The organism is Mycobacterium sp., from assembly GCF_032161845.1.
In the GTDB taxonomy this organism is placed as follows: domain Bacteria; phylum Actinomycetota; class Actinomycetes; order Mycobacteriales; family Mycobacteriaceae; genus Mycobacterium.
Genome location: NZ_JAVRQA010000560.1, coordinates 1 through 19,086 on the forward strand (window position 1 = coordinate 1; position 19,086 = coordinate 19,086).

The following is a 19,086-nucleotide window of genomic DNA, read 5'->3' on the forward strand; positions in this document are numbered from 1 at the left end:
GCGCACCTCGGCGCTGCACCTGACCAACCGTCAGTACGTCTACCGAACCAGCTCCGACGCGGGGTCGCTGGTGGTGGCGCTCAACGTCGACGATTCCACCCTGCGGAAGTCGTTGTCCGAGTTCGGCATCGACAGCGGTCGGGTGGTTGCCGGGTCCGGTGTGCCCGCGGAGGACGTCGTCGTCCAGCTCGAGGTGGAGCCGCACGGTTGGGCCGTCCTCACCGTCTAGCTCGAGGCCAGCATCCGAAGGGTCTGCTTGTCCCGCTGCCCGGCGTAGTACTTGTCGAGCACTGCCGTGAAGTCGTGGTCGTCATCGGTCACCTCGGCGAACAAGGTCATCGACGACGAGAGTTTGAGTGCGTCGACCGAGCCCATGAACTCCGAAGCGGTGACGGCCCCGGACTGCGTCACCAATTGCGCACACCGCCGTAGCCGGGGACCGAGGACGTCGTGGGCGACATAGGCGGCGGCCTCGTCGCGGGACTCGATGCCGTACTTCTCGGCCATCGCAGTCGTGCCAAGCCCGCGCAGCTGAGGAAACACGAACCACATCCAGTGCGACCGTTTGCGGCCGGCCCGCAGTTCGTCGATGACGGTGTCGAATACGGGGTTCTGCGCTTCGACGAAGCGCCGCAGATCGTATGGATCGTCCATGCCACCACCGTGCCCGACGACGGGTTGTCTGTCGACGCCATCGAACATTCATCGAGTCGAGCCGATTAGGTGGTCTAGCGGGTTAGTGTTTGGAACCGATGACGACATCGCAGGCGACTGACGCCGAACCCACGGACGAACTGGGCTCCGTGCCCCTGCGCGGCAAGCGGACTCGACGCCAGGTGCTGTCCCGGGTCAGCATCCAGTCGAAGCTGCTCGTCATGCTGCTGTTGACGAGCATCCTGTCGGCCGCCGTCGTCGGGTTCATCGGCTACCAGTCCGGCCGCAACTCGCTACGTACCTCGGTGTTCGACCGGCTCACCGAGATCCGGCAATCACAGAGCAGACAACTGCAGACCGGCGTCCAAGATCTCAAGGACTCACTGGTGGTGTACTCGCGTGGCTCGACGGCGGCCCAGGGGGTAACTGCCTTCACGACCGCCTTCGATCAGTTGAACACCGCGACCATCAATCCAGCCCAGCAGCAATCTATCGTCGACTACTACGCCAAGCGGTTCGCCAAGGACGAGGCGGCGCAAACCGGGGACGACGTCGACGTCACCGCACTGCTGCCGACCTCGCCGGCGCAGAAGTACCTCCAGGCGTATTACACGACCCCCTTCGGCGACTACGCCAAGCCGACGGCGGACTGGGACGCGGCGATCAGGTTCGACGACGCTCGAGACGGCAGTGCGTGGTCAGCGGCGAACGCGCAATACAACGACTTCTTCCGGGAAATCGTCACGCGCTTCGAGTTCGAGGACGCGCTGCTGCTCGATACCCGCGGCAACGTCGTCTACTCCGCCTACAAGGGCGTGGACCTCGGCACGAACATTCTCAACGGGCCCTTCAAGGGAAGCGAACTCGGCGACGCCTATCAGAAGGCGTTGGACTCCAACGCGGTCGACTACGTCGGGCTGACCGACTTCGGCGACTATCAGCCGGCCGACGAGCCCACCGCGTGGTTCGTCTCGCCGGTCGGTCCGCAGGGCCGCGTCGATGGCGTGCTCGCGCTGCAGTTCCCGATCTCGAAGATCAACAAGCTCATGACGATGGACGGGCACTGGGAAGAGTCCGGCATGGGGAAGACGGGCGAGACGTTCATCGTCGGCTCCGACGACCTGATGCGGTCCAACTCCCGGTTGTTCCTCGAGAATCCGGACGCGTTCAAGCGCGACGTCGTCGCGGCGGGCACTCCGCCCGACGTCGCCGAGGACGCGATCCGACAACACGGCACCACGCTCGTGCAACCCGTCGCGACCGAGGCCACCAAGCTGGCGCAGCAGGGCCAAAGGGGCACGCTGATCGCCGACGACTACCTCGGCCACGAGACGTTGCAGGCGTATGCCCCCGCCGACATCCCCGGGCTGCGATGGGCTGTCATCGCCAAGATCGACACGTCGGAGGCATTCGCGCCCGTCTCGGCCTTCACCAGAACCCTCGTCCTGTCGACGGCGGGCATCATCTTCTTCGTCTGCATCGCGGCGATGTTGTTGGCGAGATTGTTCGTGCGCCCGATCCGACGACTCGAAAGCGGAGCGCAACAGATCAGTTCGGGTGACTACGGCATCGTGCTACCCGTCACCTCGCGGGACGAGTTCGGTGATCTGACCGTCGCATTCAACGACATGAGTCGCAATCTCGCCGTCAAGGAGGATCTCCTCAACGAGCAACGGCGCGAGAACGACCGCCTCCTGCTGTCCTTGATGCCGGAACCCGTCGTGCAGCGGTATCGCGACGGCGAGGAGACCATCGCCCAGGATCATCAGGACGTGACGGTGATCTTCGCCGACATCGTGGGTCTCGACGAACTGACCGCCGATCTCACCTCCGACGAATCATTGGCGATCGTCAACAAACTGGTGCGTCAGTTCGACGCTGCGGCAGAGAATCTCGGCGTCGACCGGGTACGCACGCTGCACAACGGCTACCTGGCGAGCTGTGGTCTGAACGTCCCTCGCATCGACAACGTCAGACGCACGGTGGACTACGCGATCGAAATGCAGCGCATCGTCGACCGCTTCAACAGTCAGACGGGAACTCAATTGCGTCTCCGGGCCGGGATCGACACCGGCACCGTCAGTAGCGGACTAGTCGGCAGGTCGAGCCTGGCGTACGACATGTGGGGATCGGCGGTCAGCCTCGCCTATCAGGTGCAGAGCGGATCACCGCAACCCGGGGTGTTCGTGACGTCCCGGGTGTACGACGCGATGCGCGACACGCGACAGTTCACCGCGGCGGCCAGCATCACCGTCGATGGCGTCGAGGAGCCCGTCTGGCAGTTGTCGGAGCGGCAACCGTGACGAGCGTGCTCGATTCGCCATGGTTCTTCTGGGCCGTCGGCGTTGCGGTCGGGCTGCCGATCGGTCTGGTCGTCCTCACCGAACTGCGCTCGGCGCTCGCCCGCCGCGGCAGCGGCCTGGCCCGGCCAATTGGCATCTTGCGCAACTACATCCTGCCGCTCGGTGCGCTGCTGGTCCTGCTGACGAAGGCCAACGAGATATCCGCCGAGGCCACGCCGGTGCGCATGGTCGCAACGGTCCTCGGCTTCGTGCTGCTCGTGCTGGTGCTGTCCGGGCTCAACGCCACACTCTTCCAAGGCGCACCAGCGGGGTCGTGGCGCAAGCGGATTCCATCGATCTTCCTCGACGTCGCCCGCTTCGTGGTCATCGCGGTGGGTCTCGCGGTGATCTTCTCCTACATCTGGGGTGCGAACGTCGGCGGCCTCTTCACTGCCCTCGGGATCACGTCGATCGTCCTCGGCCTGACCCTGCAGAACTCCGTCGGCCAAATCATCTCGGGTCTTCTGCTGCTGTTCGAGCAGCCGTTCCAGCTCGGTGACTGGGTCGACGTGCCGTCCGCACGTGGTCGTGTCGTCGAGGTCAATTGGCGCGCAACGCACATCGACACCGGCAGTGGTCTGCAGATCATCCCGAACTCGGTTCTGGCGGCGGCGTCATTCGCCAACCTGAGCAGGCCGCCCGGAGAACACTCGATCTCGGTCGTCACCGAGTTCGCCCCGAATGATTCCCCCGACGACGTCTGCACCCTGCTGACCCGCATCGCCGGCGGGCTACCGCACCTGCGGACCGGGGCGGTGCCGTCGACGGCCACCAGTGGCGCCGGGCAGTACAGCACGTCGATCCCACTCCGCTCGCCTGCCGACGACGCTGCGACGCGGGCAATGTTTCTGCGGTGGGCCTGGTACGCCTCTCGGCGGGCCGGCCTGCGACTCGACGACGTCGAGGACGACTTCGTGACCGAGGAGCGTCTGGAGAGGTCGATGCGGATCGTGGCGCCGACGTTGCGGCTCAGCGATGCCGACCAGCGGGCGCTGCTCCCCCAGATGCGGCTCACGCGGTACGGCGCCGAAGAGGCGATTCAATATCCCGGTCAGGTCCCGAAGCGGATGACGTTCGTCGTCAACGGCCGGGTACGTCTGATCGCCAGAGGCGAGGACGGGGCGGTGATTCCGGTCCGGGTTCTCGAGGAGGGCGACTTCCTCGGTTCGACGACGCTTACCCGTGAACCCGTTACCGGCGGTGCCTACGCGCTCGACGAAGTCACCGTGCTGCAAATCGAGCGTGCCGGCGTCGAGGAACTGGTGATGGGAAAGCCGTTGCTGCTGCAGGAGATCGGACGCTCGATCGAAGAGCGTCGGGCCGACGTGCAACGGGCGCTCGCCGCGGCCGCCGGTAGCTAATTCTGCGCGTAGCTCCAATTGCACTGGGCGCCAATTCAACTGACTCCCAACCCGGCGAACTGCACTCCGGCTGACCGACTGGCGTGTTTGCTGAAGTATGCCTACGGGGCGAAAACGGCGGGGTCATCGCACTTTGGTTGCCGCGCCGTTCGTCGAGGCTCGACACGCCCGACGTCCGACGTGTCGCCGGTGGGCAGTGTTTGGCGTGGCGAGCGATTCCTGGTCATCTTCGCTGTTCAGCGTGCCGTCCGTTCGTGATGGCCCGCGTGGCGGGTGTGTCGGCGCCGGCGTTTCGTCCGATTCGGCGTGACCACAGAAACCACTCCATTCACACAGGTCACACCCTGAATTGGCGCCCCGGACGGCTCGAAGGTCTCTGCGCCGAGTCGCAATCGTTAGCCAACCGCGACGTCACAACTCGGCGTTGGAAGCCGAAGCGAACCACATCTGCGTGATTCACTAACGCACGAAAAGCAACGGCGATTGCTTGGAGACACAGGGATGCAAAAGGAAGGACGGTCTGTTGCCGTTATGAAGTTCGTCAGAAATATTCGTGGTACGTGGTTGCGCCGGCTGGTCGTTGGCCTCCTGGCAGCTGTGACCCTGCCCGGGCTGATCGGCTTCGTCGGGGGTTCGGCGACGGCGGGAGCCTTCTCCCGGCCAGGGCTGCCGGTGGAATACCTGGACGTGTTCTCCCAGTCGATGAACCGGAACATCAGGGTGCAGTTCCAGGGCGGCGGCCCGCACGCCGTCTACCTACTCGACGGCCTGCGCGCGCAGGACGACTACAGCGGTTGGGACATCAACACCCCCGCATTCGAATGGACCTACGGGTCCGGTCTCTCGACGGTGATGCCCGTCGGTGGACAGTCCAGCTTCTACACCGACTGGTACCGGCCGTCGCAGGGCAACGGCCAGGACTACACGTACAAGTGGGAGACGTTCCTGACGCAGGAACTGCCCGCGTTCCTCGAGACCAATTACGGTGTGTCGCAGAACGGCAACGCAGTCGTCGGTCTCTCGATGGCTGGCGGCACCGCGCTCACCTACTCCATCTACTACCCGCAGAAGTTCGTCTACGCAGCGTCGCTGTCGGGCTTCCTCAACCCGTCCGAGGGCTGGTGGCCGATGTTGATCGGGCTGGCGATGAACGACGCGGGCGGCTACAACGCGGAGAGCATGTGGGGCCCTTCGGGTGACCCGGCGTGGAAGCGCAACGACCCGATGGTGAACATCAACCAGCTGGTCGCCAACAACACCAGGGTCTGGATCTACTGCGGCACCGGTACGCCGTCGGATCTGGATTCCGGCACCGATGGCGGCAACCTGATGTCGGCGCAGTTCCTCGAAGGGTTCACGTTGCGCACCAACGCGACCTTCCGCGACAACTACATCGCCGCAGGTGGCACCAACGGTGTGTTCAACTTCCCGGCCACCGGTACCCATAGCTGGGGTTACTGGGGTCAGCAGTTGCAGCAGATGATCCCCGACGTCCAACGGACGCTGGGAGCTCAGGCCACCGCATAGGCGTACCTGAGATCCAAGAAGGACCAGGGAACCTGCCGTCACCCCCCCGGACGGCAGGTTCCCTTCTTTCCGTTCGGGGGGTCGGGCAGCGCCGAGTGGTTACTCGCCGGCCATTCCTCAATCGAAGAACAGGAAGGGCGCCGGCGACGAGAAGTTGCCGTAGGAGTTCGGTGCCGAGACCGTCGGCGGATGAACGACGATTGCGTTGTGCCCCTTCTTGTCCGTGGTCGTGGTCCGGCCGTTGTCGATGGTGTTGCTTGGGTTTGCGGCGCCGGCGATCGGGGCGGCAGCGATGGCCGCAGCGGCGAGTCCGGTCATGACACCCGTCGCGAGATGACGTAACTTCATTTTCTGCTCCATTCTTCGGTTGTTTTCGCCTTACAAGGGCCAATTTACCGACGCGCGAGCATGTTTCGGTCTTCCGCGTTACCTTCATGCCAAACGCAAATCTGGTCGGGTGTCACCGCGCTCGAAAGATAGGCATTTGCCCTGAGATTGGCCGGCGCCCTCGCGAAGAATCAAGTGCCGCAGCGGGACTATGTCTGTAGCGCACCGCAGCGACGTCCCAGTTGGCGAGGTGTTTCCGGCCCCACGTCCGCCACGTCGACGGCCGAACACAGCGACCATGCTGCTCCGCGTAGTCCATCGCTCGACCCCAGCTCTCTCCGTACGGTTGATCTCGATAGCACGTGAAAACCAGTAACGGACAGAGGAGTTCGGCTTGAAGAACCTTGAGACCGCCGCCGCGATCGTTGGCTTGACGACAGTGATGGGGCTCGGCTTTGCCGCTCCGTCAGCCGCTGGAACACGCTCAGCCGCCGACACCATCGCACAGCTCGAAGCGCAGGGGCATCACGTTCAACTCAACGGAACCTCCACCGTGCCACTGTCCCAGTGCAAGGTCACGGGGGTGTACGGCTTGAACAATTCGAACATCGACCCGTCGGGAAGTCGAATCGACGAGGACCTGTTCACCACCGTCTACGTCGACGTCGCCTGCAGTGATGTCTAGCCGTCGGCGGGAGGGAGCAGAACCCGGAACTGCGTGCTGCCGCCGCCAGAGCTGGCCGAAACGGTACCGCCGTGGGCCTCGGTGATGGACGCGACGATCGACAGCCCCAGGCCAGTGGACTCCGGCTGGTCGGAGCGGGCTTGATTGCCGCGGACGAACCGGCCGAACAGTTCTGGTATCAAGGCCCGGTCGATCCCGGGCCCGTCGTCGGTGACGGTCAGTTGCACTCTGGGACCGGGCTCACCTTCTACGACTCGCAAGGCCGTGGTGACGGTGACACCCGGTGGGGTGTGATGGCGCGCGTTGGCCAGCAGATTGCTCACCACCTGGTGCAGCCGCGCCCGATCGCCCATCACCCACACGGGTTCGTCGGGTAGTTCGGTCAGCCACCGGTGATCGGCGGCGGAGACCACGGCATCGTTGACGGCGTCGACGATGAGATCGGTGAGATCTACCCGCCTGATCTCGAGCCCCTGACCCTCGTCGAGCCGGGACAACAGGAGCATGTCACCGACGAGTGCCGTCATCCGGTTGGACTCAGACTCGATGCGCGCCAACGCATATTCAGTCGTGGGCGGCAAGGACGCGCTCTCCTGGCGGGTCAGTTGGGCATATCCCTGGATGGCGGCGAGTGGGGTTCGCAGCTCGTGGCTGGCGTCGGTGAGGAACCGGCGCATCCGCCGGTCGGATCTCGCGCGGGTGGCCAGCGCCGAGTCGACGTTGGCCAGCAAGTTGTTCAGTGTCTCGCCCACGATGCCGACCTCGTTGTCGGGATCGGAATCGGCGCGCCGCACCCGCGTCGTGATGCGATGGTCCTCGTCGGCCAGCGGCATCCTGGCTGCCTTCGCCGCAGTTGCGGCGACCCGGCGCAGTGGGCGCAGGGCCCAACGCAGCAGGATGACGGTGCCGAATCCGGCAAACAGGGCAGCCAGCACGGTGATCCCGATCACGCCAACGGACTTCGCGGCGACCGCGCGGTTGGCGTTCTCCAACGAGACGGCCGAGACCAGTCGCTCGCCGGAACCGGTGTCGCTGCTTGCCATCCGGTACTTTCCAAGGTCGCCGAGTTCGACCGTCCGGGGCGAAACATCGCTCCAATCCAGCGCTTCGATCGAGTCAACGGCGGCGGCAGGGGCGGCCTCCGTGTCGCCGTCGGAGAAGACCGCCGAGTCGACGACCGCTCCCCCGTCCATTAAGGCGATGAGCGTGCCCGGCGCCTGAGAGGTGAAGTTGGTCAGCGCAACTCCGTCATCTCGCCCCGCAGGGTAGGCGCGAAGCTTGGCAAACGAGTGCTCGAAGGCAGCCAGTGAATGCGATACCTGGGTGTCGCTCATCGTCGTCACGTAGGTATGCAAGCTGTAGACGGAGGAAGCGCCGATGGCCAGGGTGACGACGGTCACCAGGGTGACCACCCCGTACGTGAGCTGCCTGCTCAACGTGCGGGGACGCCACCAGGGAGTGCTGTGCACTGGTGTCACTCAGCGGGCCGAAGTTGGTATCCCACACCGCGAATCGTGTGAATCAGGGGCTCACCGCCGGGGTTGAGCTTCTTCCGCAGGTACGAGACGTACAGATCGACGATGCTGGTCCGGCCTCCGAAGGAGTAGTTCCATACCTGCTCGAGGATCTGCTCACGGGTCAGTGCCCGGCGCGGATTGCGCATCAGGTACCGCAGGAGATCGAATTCCGTCGTGGTCAGTTCGATGCGCTTGTCACCGCGGGTCACCTCGCGGCTTGCCACGTCGAGGGTGAGGTCTCCGACGCGGAGAGTCTCCTCTTCGGGCTGGTCGGTCGCCGAGGGCGTCGCATCACTGCGGCGGAGCAGGCCACGCAGCCTGAGCACCAGTTCCTGCAGGTCGAAGGGTTTCGTCAGGTAGTCGTCGGCGCCAGCGGTCAGGCCGGTGACGCGATCGGTCACGGAGTCGCGGGCCGTCAGGAAGAGCACCGGGGTGTACGTGCCTGCGGCCCTGACCCGCTGCAGTATCCGCAGCCCGTCGAGGTCGGGGAGCATGATGTCCAGCACCAGGATGTCGGGATCGGTGGCCGCGAACTTGATAAGGGCATCGCGACCGTCGTGTGCGACGTCGACGGTCCACCCCTCGTACTTCAGCGCCATCGTGACGAGGTTCGTCAGCGCCCGTTCGTCGTCGACCAGCAACACCTTGATCGGTGATCCGTCCGGCCTACGGATCGGAGGGAGCTGCCCGAGAATTGCGGACCTGGGCTTCTGCGGTCGGGGGCGCACCGACGTCATCGTCATACTTCGATTGTCCTGATATGTGCTTTGTTGTCACTGAGTTCACAGGTTCCTCTCATGCAGTCGCATTTCGGGGTTTGTCAAATCCTCCGCGCGGAGGTACCGAAAGATGTTGTCGCGAAACATTAGTGAAATTTCGCCGGGTCGCAGTCGACCCGTGCCGCCAGCGATGGATGTGACGGCTACAACACCGCGACGACGCGGACATTTGGATCTTCTATGCGTCCGGCGGGCTTCCTTGACCATCTACGCAATCGATAAATATTCTGGCACTTGTGAATTGAGTGGCACATCACCTAAGTGACTGTAAGAGAGTCACTTTCGTATTCCTCAACACAAGCGGTGCGAACCGATAAGTCAGAGGTAGCCGATTGGCGGTTGCCGTCACCGACAGGAGCTCCACATTCTGCAGCGCTCGGGGAGTTCACTCTCCCAACGGATTGATCCCATTCTCCGCTACGACCTGCCCGCCTCCCTGGTGGTATTTCTGGTGGCCCTGCCGCTTTCACTGGGGATCGCGATCGCGTCAGGCGCACCAGCGCTCGCCGGCCTCATCGCAGCCGTGGTGGGCGGCATCGTCGCGGGTGCCGTCGGCGGGTCACCGCTGCAGGTCAGCGGACCTGCGGCGGGTCTCACCGTCGTGGTCGCAAGCCTGGTCGGGCAGTTCGGTTGGAAGGTCACCTGTGCGATCACCGTCGCGGCAGGAGTGCTGCAGGTGTTGTTCGGTTTGAGCAAGGTAGCCAGAGCCGCGCTGGCGATCTCGCCGGTAGTGGTTCACGCGATGCTCGCGGGCATCGGACTCACGATCGCATTGCAACAGGTCCACGTATTGCTGGGCGGCGAATCGCAGAGTTCGGCCTTGGGCAACGTGGTGGAACTGCCGGCACAGGTGCTTGGCGCCCACGGACCCGGGGTGATCCTCGGCGTGCTCGTCATCGCCATTCTGGCCGGCTGGCGTTGGGTGCCGGGGCGGCTCGGCAAGGTGCCTGGCCCGCTCGTCGCCATCGTGGCGTCGACGGTGGCAGCGATCGTGTTCTCGTTCGACGTGGACCGCGTCACATTGGATGGTTCCCTGCTGGACGCGATCGCCCTGCCGAGCCTTCCGGAGGGCAACTGGGGCGCCTTCGCCACCGGCGTGCTCACCGTTGCTCTGATCGCGAGCGTGGAGAGCCTGCTCTCCGCGGTGTCGGTCGACCGCATGCAGAACGGTCCGCGCACCAACTTCGACCGCGAGCTCATCGGCCAGGGCACGGCCAACATGGTGTCGGGCACTCTTGGTGGGCTTCCCGTCACCGGGGTCATCGTGCGCAGTTCGACGAACGTGGCCGCCGGCGCGAGGACCCGCGCCTCGGGGATCATGCACGGGGTCTGGGTGCTGGCCTTCGCGCTGCCCTTCGCCGGGCTGGCCGAACGAATTCCGATGGCCGCATTGGCGGGGCTGCTGATCGTGATCGGCATCCAGTTGGTCAAGCGTGCCCACATTCAAACCGCCCGGCGCACCGGCGATATCGCGGTGTACGCCGTGACAGTCGTTGGCGTGGTCTTCCTGAACCTGCTCGAGGGTGTGTTGATCGGCCTCGCGTTGTCGATCGCGCTGACTGCATGGCGGGTGATTCGCACCCGGATCCTGGCAGAACCCACCGAGGAGGGCTTGGGCGACGGCACCTGGCGCATCGTGATCGAGGGCTCGTGCAGCTTCCTGTCGTTGCCGCGCCTCACCAGTGTGCTGGCGTCGGTACCGCCGGGAACCAAAGCGACGGTGGAACTCTCGGTGGACTTCATCGACCATGCCGCGCACGAGGCGATCGACGACTGGCGGCGACAGCACTGCGCGGCGGGTGGCACGGTGAACATTCGCCAGCTCGGCTCTGTCGAGATGGACAGCGCGCTCGACGGTCCCCCGGTCCGCGACATTCAAGCCGTCGACGTCCGCACGGGCGTCATGCCGTGGAGCACTTGGCAGGGCACAGGCGCGAACGGTGAAGGGCACGAGGTCGATTCATCGTCCGTGCACAACGGGTTGGCGATCTACCAACGTCGAACGGCGCCCCAGTTGCGCCCTCACCTAGAGAAGTTGGCCAACGCTCAACGGCCCGAGACGTTGTTCATCACGTGCACCGACTCGCGCATCGTGCCCAATGTCATCACCAGCAGCGGCCCTGGCGACCTATTCACCGTGCGCAACGTGGGAAACCTGGTGCCCGCCGGCCAGCAGGACGCCTCGACCGAGGCGGCGATCGCCTTCGCGGTGGAGAAGCTGGACGTCTCGTCGATCGTGGTCTGCGGGCACTCGAGCTGCGGCGCGATGAATGCCCTGCTGAGCGCCAAGGCGCCAAGGAGTCAGGGTGAGCAGCACCTGTCGAACTGGCTTGCCAACGGCCGCCCCGCGGTGGAGGCGTTCGACTTTGGCGCTCACCCGGTGGCGCGTGCCGCAGCGGACGCGGGCTTCGCCCCCGTCGACCAGCTGAGTATGGTCAACGTCGCGCTGCAGGTCGAGACCCTCGTCGGGCACCCCCTCGTCGAGAAGCGTCATCTGGCAGGAGAACTCGACGTGTTCGGGTTGTTCTACGACATTGCGAGCGCGACCGTCCTGCGGATCCGGCCGACGGCGATCGACTCCCTCGCGCTATCGGCGACGCCCACGTGAGGCGCGATGGTCCGCTAGCCCTGGACGGTCGGGCGGATCGTGATGTCGCCGATCTCGACGTCGTGCGGCTGCTCGATCGCGAACGCGATGGCCCTCGCGACGGCTTCGGGAGGCAGGCCGAATTCGTCCATCCCCCTCTGAGTCTCTTCGCGAAGAGCCGAATCGTCGATCGAGTCGCCAAGTTCGGTGCGAACGTAGCCCGGCGAGATCGACGTCGTCCGCACGACGCCGTCGGTGGACTCCTGCCGGAGCGCCTCCATCACGGTGCGAACCGCGTTCTTCGTCGCCGCGTAGACCGCCATATTGGGCACGATCTTGAGGCCCGCCGTTGAGACGGTCGTGACGAAGTGGCCGCTGCCCTGGCCGCGGAACACCGGCATTGCAGCGGCGATGCCGTACAGCACGCCGCGGAGGTTGACGTCGATCATGGCCGACCAGCCGTCGACGTCGGCGTCCGCGACGGGGCCGATCTTGCTGATACCCGCGTTGCTCACCAGCACGTCGAGCCTGCCGAACTGCTTGACGGTGTGGGCGACCAGGCGCTGAAGATCCTCTTGACGGCTGACATCGACGGTCTCGACGAGAACCGCGCTGCCGTTGTTGGTCCGCAGCTCGTCGGCGAGTCGCTCGAGACGCTCGGTGCGGCGGGCGCCGAGAACGAGCGAGGCGCCCCTGGCTGCGAGCAGACGGGCCGTCGCCTCCCCGATTCCGCTGCTGGCGCCGGTGATGGCGATGACCGTGCTTGGTGAAATTCCCGGTTCGACGTCTTGAGGCATGTGCAATATGACCGGCGTGGGTTGGCGTCTATTCCTGGCCCGTTCACAGCAGACGCCCAGGAGCTACACGCTAACGTCGAGGCGGTGACTCAATCCGGCGGCGCGGCACCGCAATCGCCCGAAGCATCATCAACTGCGTCACCGAGCAAGAAGGCTCGATCCAACGGCCCCATCCTGCGGGGAATCCTGCTCGACGTCGGACCGCCGCTGATCGCCTACTACGGCCTGCGCGCTCTCGGTGAGTCGGAGTACGTCGCGCTGCTGTCGGCGACCGTGCTCGCCGGGCTCAAGGTCGGCTACGACGCGATCCGGGCTCGCCGGCTGGATCCGTTCGCCGGCTACCTGATGCTGAACTTCGGGCTGAGCCTGGCCGTCGGGCTGGCGACCTCCAACGCGCGGATGCTGATGGCGGGTGACACCCTCGTCGGCGGCATCGGCGCGCTGGTCTTCCTCGGCTCTTGCGTGATCGGAAAGCCGCTGACACAGGTGGTCTCCGAGCGGGTGCAACGCGACGACGATCAACCGGATCCCGGCGAGGAGGCCTTCGTCCACCGGCTGCACGTTCTGCTGTCAGCGATGTGGGGCATCGGCCTGCTGGTTGGCACGTTCATCAGCCTCGCGATCATCTTCTCGCTGTCCATCGACGTCGCGAAGGGGGTGAACACGGTGGTGTCGCTGGCGCTGATCGCCGTGCTGATGGCCGCGACGTTCTTCCTCGGACATCGGGCCCGCGAGAAGTGGGAACAAAGGAGCATCACCCAGGGTTGAGCCCACCAGGTTCAACTTTGGAGGATTGATGTCAGAAGCCATTGCAGTTCCGGTGTTGTTCGTCAGTGAACCGATCGTGCTGCCTGGAATGGTCGTTCCCGTCGAGCTGGACGACGCCGCCAGGACAGCGGTCGACGCCGCACAGGCGAGCGAGAGCGGCAAGCTGCTGATCGCACCACGACTCGAGGACCGCTATCCCACCTACGGCGTGATCGCGTCGATCGTGCAGGTGGGACGCGTTCCCGGCGGTGGCGCCGCCGCCGTCGTCCGCGGTGAGAAGCGTGCGCACATTGGGTCAGGGACCACCGGACCTGGCGCAGCGCTGTGGGTCGAGGTGACCGAAGCGGCCGACGTCGAACCGACCGATGAGACGAAGGCGCTGGCGGCTGAGTACAAGAAGCTGCTGCTGGCGATGCTGCAGCGCCGGGAGGCGTGGCAGATCGTCGACGTAGTCAACAAGATCACCGACCCGTCCGCGCTGGCGGATACTGCCGGCTACGCGTCATACCTGCCCGACGTGCAGAAGCGGCAGCTGTTGGAGACCGAGGACGTGGCCGACCGGCTCCGCAGCCTCATCGACTGGACCGCTGAGCACTTGGCCGAGGTCGAGGTCAACGACAAGATCGCCGACGACGTGCGTTCCGGCATGGAGAAGACGCAGAAGGAATTCCTGCTGCGTCAGCAGCTGGCCGCGATCCGCAAGGAACTCGGCGAGGGCGAGCCCGACGGGTCCGACGACTACCGCGCTCGAGTCGAAGAAGCGGACCTGCCGGAGAAGGTGCGCGAGGCCGCGATGCGCGAGGTCGGCAAGCTGGAACGCTCCAGCGAGCAGAGCCCCGAGGGCGGCTGGATCCGCACCTGGCTCGACACTGTGCTTGACCTGCCGTGGAACGTGACCACCGAGGACTCCACCGACTTGAAGTCGGCGCGGGAAATCCTGGACGCCGACCACCACGGGCTGGACGACGTCAAGGACCGCATCGTCGAGTACCTGGCCGTGCGGGCCCGGCGGTCGCAGCGCGGGTTGCAGGTCGTCGGCGGCCGTGGTTCGGGCGCCGTGATGGTGCTGGCGGGCCCTCCCGGCGTCGGCAAGACCTCGCTCGGTGAGAGCGTGGCACGCGCCCTTGGCCGCAAGTTCGTCCGCGTCGCCCTCGGCGGCGTGCGCGACGAGGCCGAGATCCGCGGGCACCGGCGCACCTATGTCGGCGCGCTGCCGGGCCGGCTGGTGCGGGCGATTGGCGAGGCGGGTTCGATGAACCCCGTCGTCCTGCTCGACGAGATCGACAAGGTGGGTTCCGACTACCGCGGCGATCCGAGTGCCGCTCTGCTCGAGGTGCTGGATCCTGCCCAGAACCACACGTTCCGCGACCATTACCTCGATCTGGATCTCGACCTGTCGGACGTGGTGTTCCTGGCAACGGCCAACGTGATCGAGAACATTCCGTCGGCCCTGTTGGACCGGATGGAGCTGGTCCAGATCGACGGCTACACCGAAGACGACAAGGTCGCCATCGCTCGGGACTTCCTGCTGCCGAGGCAGCGGGACCGGGCGGCGCTGACCACCGACGAGGTGGCGGTCACCGACGAGGCGCTGCGCAAGATCGCGGCCGACTACACCCGCGAACCTGGCATGCGCCAGTTCGAGCGGCTGTTGGCCAAGGCGTTGCGCAAGGCGACCACGAAACTGGCCGTCGATCCGGCGAGGCTCATTATTGATGAGCCGGATCTCGTTGGCTACCTTGGCCGTCCGCGTTTCACGCCGGAGTCCGAGGAACGCACGGCGGTGCCCGGCGTGGCGACCGGCTTGGCCGTCACTGGCCTCGGTGGCGACGTGCTCTTCATCGAGGCGAATGCCAACGATGGTGAACCCGGGCTGCAGTTGACCGGTCAGCTCGGCGACGTGATGAAGGAGTCGGCACAGATCGCGCTGTCCTACGTCCGCGCGCACGCCCAGCAGTTGGGCGTCGACCCGAAGGCGCTGGACCGCCAGATCCACGTCCACTTCCCAGCGGGCGCGGTGCCCAAGGACGGTCCGTCGGCGGGCGTCACGATGGTCACGGCGCTGGTGTCGATGGCTACTGGCCGGAAGGTCCGCTCCGACGTCGGGATGACCGGTGAGGTCACGCTGAACGGTCGGGTGCTGCCCATCGGCGGGGTGAAGCAGAAACTGCTTGCCGCGCAGCGGGCCGGCTTGAAGACGGTGTTCATCCCGCAGCGCAACGAGGCCGACCTGGACGAGGTCCCGGCCGAGGTGCTCGACGCGTTGGACGTCAAGCCGATGACCGACGTCGCGGACATCGTCGCCCTGGCGCTGGAGCCGGCGGCGGCGGTGGCGACCCAGGCCGCCTAGTCCGCGAGATCTGCGCCAGGGCTGCGATAGTTCACGATTCGCAGCCCTGGTGCAGAATTCGACGTAAAGGAGAGTCATGCCACGACGTGGAGAACCGTTGCGCAAGCTCGGGTTCCTGACTATCGGCCGGTTCGACGAGCGCGATCCAGGACCGGGGATCGAGCAGACGCTCGAGGTGATCGAGCGTGCCGAGGCGCTGGGTTTCGACAGCGTTTGGCTTCGCGACCGGCACCTGCAGCCCGGCATCTCCTCCCCGGTGGCGATCATGGCCGCTGCCAGCCAGCGCACGTCGCGCATCGAACTCGGCACCGCGGTCATCCCGCTAGGTCTCGAGAATCCGTTCCGACTCGCCGAGGACCTGGCCACCGTCGACATTCTCTCGGGCGGACGCGTCAACCCTGGTGTCTCGGTGGGCACTCCGATGCTCTACGACCACTACAAGACCGCGCTGTACCCGAACACCCACGGACTCGAGGACTTCTCCAAGGACCGTGTCCTGCGGTTGTTGAAATGCCTTCGCGGTGAACCCGTCAGCGATTTCGAGGGCGTGCTCGGCATCGAACAATTCACCAATCGCATCCAGCCGCACTCCCCCGGTCTGGCCGACCGCGTCTGGTACGGCGGCGGATTGGAGTCGGCGCGATGGGCGGGCGCGCAGGGCATCAACTACCTGACCAGCTCGGTGGTCGGCACCGACGGCACCGAGTCGCGCGACTTCGCGACCATCCAGGGCCAGCAGATCGACGCCTACCGGGCGAGCCACCCACATCCCGAAAGCGCTAGAGTGTCACAGGGATTGGTGGTCATCCCGACCGATTCGGCGACCGACGATCAGGTTCGCCGCTATCGCGAGTACGCGGCGAGTCGCTTCGAGCGCACCAAGTCGCCGCAGGGTCCGCGCCAGATGCTGTTCTCGCCCGACTACGTCGGCACCTCCGACGAATTGGCCGACCAGCTGTTCGAGCACGCCGGCTTCCAGCGTGCCGACGAGATCGCCTTCGCGTTGCCCTTCTCCTTCGAGGAAGCCGACTACCTCCAGATCGTCACCGACATGGCCGAGTCGCTTGGGCCGAAACTTGGCTGGACACCCCAACTGGCGGGCTAACCTGACGCAATGGCGTACGACGAAGATCTCGCCAATCGCATCCGGGAGTTGATGGCGGGCGAGCGCATCGACGAGAAGCGAATGTTCGGCGGGTTGGCCTTCCTGATCAATGGCCACCTGGCGGTCGCCGCAAGCGGTCGGGGTGGACTGATGGTGCGGGTACCGCCGGCTGACACGGCCAAGCTACTCGAGCGCCAGCACGTCGAACCGATGGTGATGGCGGGCCGCGAGACTCGCGGTTGGCTACGGGTAACGGCCGACGGCGTCACGACCAAGCGCCAGCTGCAGTCCTGGGTGACGCGTGGCGTCGACTATGCCAAGGGTTTGCCGCCCAAGTAGCCGCGTTCGTCGCCCTCGGCGAACGGCTACCGGGACGAGGCGACCACGTCCCCCCTCTGGTCGTTGACGGCGTCAGCTTCGTCGAGTGCGTCGCCGGCGTCGCCACGCAGGACTGCGTTCATCCGCTCGGAGTCGAGTTGGCCCTCCCAACGCGCCACCACCATGGTCGCCACGCAGTTGCCGAGGAGGTTCACCGACACCCGCATCGAGTCCATGATTCGGTCGGCGCCAAGCAGCAAAGCGACCGCGGCGACCGGGATCGCACCGTGCCCGATCGCGGCCACGGTGGCGGACAACGCCAGGAACGACGAACCCGGCACGCCCGCCATGCCCTTCGAGGTCAGCATCAGCACCAGCACGGCGGTGATCTGCTCGCCGAGGCTGAGATTGACGCCAAGCGACTGCGCCAGGAATAGCACGCAGATGGACAGATACAGCGTGGCACCGTCGAGGTTGAACGAGTAGCCCGTTGGCACCACCAAACCCGTTGTCGTACGGGAGCATCCGGCGAACATCAACTTGTCCATGATGCGGGGCAGGACGACCTCGGTGGACGCAGTGCCGAGCGCGAGGAAGAACTCGTCCTTGATGTAGCCCAGGAATCGCCACAGGTTCACCCCTGCGAAGAACCATGCGATCGCCGCGAGCACGAGAATGAACAGTGCGGCGCCCAGGTAGCAGGCGCCGATCAACTTGGCGTAACTGCCCAGCGACGAGATGCCATACTGGCCAATGATGTAGGCCATCGCGCCGAACGCCGCGAGCGGTGCCAACTTCATGATCCAGCCGATGATCGTGAAGAACAGGCTGCTGAAGTGCTCGATCAACTCGAACACGACCGGCGGCCCGTGCTCCCCGAACTTGGCCAGTGCCAAGCCGAACAGCACCGCGAAGAAGAGCACCTGCAACAGTTGGTTCTCGGCGAACGCCGACATGATCGACGTGGGAATGATGTTCAGCAGGAACTCCACGGTGTGGGGCAATTCCCCGCTGCCGGTCTTCTTGGCAACGGCGTCGGCACCCGTCGCCAGGGCCTGCGGGTCGATGTTGAAGCCCGCGCCCGGCTTGACGATATTGCCGATCAAGAGACCGAAGAGCAACGCGAACGTGGTGACCACCTCGAAGTAGATCAAGGCCTTCACCCCGATCCGGCCTACCGATTTGAGATCTCCGACATGGGCGATCCCGATCACCACGGTGCAGAAGATGATTGGTGCGATGAGCATCTTGATCAACTTGATGAACGCGTCGGCAACGGGCTTGAGGTCCGCGCCGAAGGCGGGCCAAACCCACCCGACCAGGATGCCGGCGACGATCGCGACCAACAGTTGGGTGAACAGCGAGGTGTACCACCGCGACCTGGGCGGCGCTTCTTCTGCGTCGCTGGTGGCTGGCCGTGAATCGTTCATTGACCACAGGTACCTGCGCCACGTGTCGTAGCGATGAGACGCGCGTTACCGCAGCGCTACGTCATCCCACGCCGAGTCAGTAGTCGACGCGGAAGTTCCCGATCAGCCGGATCAGGTTGCCGTCGGGATCTTTCAGAGTCGACAACTGCACACCCTTGTTCACGTCCTCGATCTCACCGGGTGCGAGGTCCCGATGGGCGGCGTCCGTGACGTGGGCTGGCAGATCGTCGACGGCGAAGTTGAGCAAGCCGGACCCAGCACGTTCGTCGTCGACGAACACCTGGACCCAGCCGCCGGGAACCACCTGCCATTCGACGAGCACCGGCATCGGGTTGTTGTCGGCGGGGCGGCCGAAGAGCTTCTCGTACCACGCCTTCGACACCTCGATGTCGGAGACGGGGACGACGGACAGAACGTGTTGGAATGACATATAAGTACAGACCACCCGGGGTCGAGGAAGTCATCGGAAGACGAAACGGGATCGGCCACCGGGGGTGTGGCCGATCCCGCCTGGTTCGGGTGGCTTAAGGCTGCTTCTG

16 protein-coding genes and 1 pseudogene are annotated in these 19,086 nt (G+C 65.2%); 10 read left to right on the forward strand and 7 right to left on the reverse strand.

Annotated features, from left to right (window positions below; all coding sequences use genetic code 11):
• Positions 1 to 229, forward strand: a pseudogene (locus QOD90_RS31065) (alpha-amylase); the annotation flags it as partial.
• Here the strand turns inward: QOD90_RS31065 and QOD90_RS31070 are convergent.
• On the reverse strand, positions 226 to 654 hold the full coding sequence (locus QOD90_RS31070; protein WP_526356377.1) for a DUF1810 domain-containing protein: 429 nt from the start codon (positions 652 to 654) through the stop codon (positions 226 to 228). The pseudogene QOD90_RS31065 and the gene QOD90_RS31070 sit on opposite strands and share 4 nt — an antisense overlap.
• A 98-nt stretch (positions 655 to 752) precedes the next feature.
• Here QOD90_RS31070 and QOD90_RS31075 point away from each other — a divergent pair, with 98 nt between their 5' ends.
• From QOD90_RS31075 to QOD90_RS31085, 3 genes are all read left to right on the forward strand, one after another.
• Positions 753 to 2,957: an adenylate/guanylate cyclase domain-containing protein gene (locus QOD90_RS31075; protein WP_526356379.1), complete on the forward strand. Its 2,205-nt coding sequence runs from the start codon at positions 753 to 755 to the stop codon at positions 2,955 to 2,957.
• Positions 2,954 to 4,357 (forward strand): mechanosensitive ion channel domain-containing protein, encoded by a 1,404-nt coding sequence (locus QOD90_RS31080; protein ID WP_526356381.1) that lies wholly within the window; start codon positions 2,954 to 2,956, stop codon positions 4,355 to 4,357. Before QOD90_RS31075 ends, QOD90_RS31080 begins: the two co-directional genes overlap by 4 nt.
• A gap of 531 nt (positions 4,358 to 4,888) precedes the next feature.
• Positions 4,889 to 5,884 carry an alpha/beta hydrolase gene (locus tag QOD90_RS31085; RefSeq protein WP_526356383.1) on the forward strand — a complete coding sequence of 332 codons (996 nt, stop codon included), beginning with the start codon at positions 4,889 to 4,891 and terminating at the stop codon, positions 5,882 to 5,884.
• A 117-nt stretch (positions 5,885 to 6,001) separates the two neighbouring features.
• On the opposite strand, the gene QOD90_RS31090 is transcribed toward QOD90_RS31085, so the two are convergent.
• Entirely contained in the window at positions 6,002 to 6,232 is a 231-nt protein-coding gene (locus QOD90_RS31090) for a hypothetical protein (RefSeq protein WP_526356385.1), read from the reverse strand.
• A gap of 373 nt (positions 6,233 to 6,605) precedes the next feature.
• On the opposite strand from QOD90_RS31090, the gene QOD90_RS31095 reads away from it, so the two are divergent.
• On the forward strand, positions 6,606 to 6,896 hold the full coding sequence (locus QOD90_RS31095) for a hypothetical protein (RefSeq protein WP_526356387.1): 291 nt from the start codon (positions 6,606 to 6,608) through the stop codon (positions 6,894 to 6,896).
• On the opposite strand, the gene QOD90_RS31100 is transcribed toward QOD90_RS31095, so the two are convergent.
• Both QOD90_RS31100 and QOD90_RS31105 read right to left on the reverse strand, forming a co-directional pair.
• Positions 6,893 to 8,374 carry a sensor histidine kinase gene (locus QOD90_RS31100; RefSeq protein ID WP_526356389.1) on the reverse strand — a complete coding sequence of 494 codons (1,482 nt, stop codon included), beginning with the start codon at positions 8,372 to 8,374 and terminating at the stop codon, positions 6,893 to 6,895. The genes QOD90_RS31095 and QOD90_RS31100 overlap by 4 nt on opposite strands.
• The gene (locus tag QOD90_RS31105) at positions 8,371 to 9,156 is read right to left on the reverse strand and encodes a response regulator transcription factor (RefSeq protein ID WP_526356391.1); all 786 of its coding nucleotides are present in this window, start codon (positions 9,154 to 9,156) and stop codon (positions 8,371 to 8,373) included. Before QOD90_RS31105 ends, QOD90_RS31100 begins: the two co-directional genes overlap by 4 nt.
• A gap of 400 nt (positions 9,157 to 9,556) precedes the next feature.
• Between QOD90_RS31105 and QOD90_RS31110 the strand changes: the two genes are divergently transcribed.
• Complete coding sequence (locus QOD90_RS31110) at positions 9,557 to 11,800, forward strand: SulP family inorganic anion transporter (RefSeq protein ID WP_526356407.1); 2,244 nt, start codon at positions 9,557 to 9,559, stop codon at positions 11,798 to 11,800.
• 14 nt (positions 11,801 to 11,814) lie between these two features.
• Here the strand turns inward: QOD90_RS31110 and QOD90_RS31115 are convergent, their stop codons facing one another.
• Positions 11,815 to 12,576: an SDR family oxidoreductase gene (locus QOD90_RS31115; protein WP_526356393.1), complete on the reverse strand. Its 762-nt coding sequence runs from the start codon at positions 12,574 to 12,576 to the stop codon at positions 11,815 to 11,817.
• Between the two features lie 84 nt (positions 12,577 to 12,660).
• Between QOD90_RS31115 and QOD90_RS31120 the strand changes: the two genes are divergently transcribed.
• The 4 genes from QOD90_RS31120 to QOD90_RS31135 all read left to right on the forward strand — a co-directional run bounded on the left by QOD90_RS31120 (position 12,661) and on the right by QOD90_RS31135 (position 17,138).
• Positions 12,661 to 13,344 carry a VC0807 family protein gene (locus QOD90_RS31120; protein ID WP_526356395.1) on the forward strand — a complete coding sequence of 228 codons (684 nt, stop codon included), beginning with the start codon at positions 12,661 to 12,663 and terminating at the stop codon, positions 13,342 to 13,344.
• A 28-nt stretch (positions 13,345 to 13,372) separates the two neighbouring features.
• On the forward strand, positions 13,373 to 15,694 hold the full coding sequence (gene lon, locus QOD90_RS31125) for an endopeptidase La (protein ID WP_526356397.1): 2,322 nt from the start codon (positions 13,373 to 13,375) through the stop codon (positions 15,692 to 15,694).
• Between the two features lie 76 nt (positions 15,695 to 15,770).
• Entirely contained in the window at positions 15,771 to 16,799 is a 1,029-nt protein-coding gene (locus QOD90_RS31130) for an LLM class flavin-dependent oxidoreductase (protein ID WP_526356399.1), read from the forward strand.
• A gap of 9 nt (positions 16,800 to 16,808) precedes the next feature.
• Entirely contained in the window at positions 16,809 to 17,138 is a 330-nt protein-coding gene (locus QOD90_RS31135) for a TfoX/Sxy family protein (RefSeq protein ID WP_526356401.1), read from the forward strand.
• A 26-nt stretch (positions 17,139 to 17,164) separates the two neighbouring features.
• On the opposite strand, the gene QOD90_RS31140 is transcribed toward QOD90_RS31135, so the two are convergent.
• Both QOD90_RS31140 and QOD90_RS31145 read right to left on the reverse strand, forming a co-directional pair.
• A complete protein-coding gene (locus tag QOD90_RS31140; RefSeq protein ID WP_526356403.1) occupies positions 17,165 to 18,547 on the reverse strand; it encodes a dicarboxylate/amino acid:cation symporter in 1,383 nt (460 codons plus the stop codon).
• Between the two features lie 76 nt (positions 18,548 to 18,623).
• Positions 18,624 to 18,977 (reverse strand): VOC family protein, encoded by a 354-nt coding sequence (locus QOD90_RS31145; protein WP_526356405.1) that lies wholly within the window; start codon positions 18,975 to 18,977, stop codon positions 18,624 to 18,626.
• Positions 18,978 to 19,086: the final 109 nt, after the last annotated feature.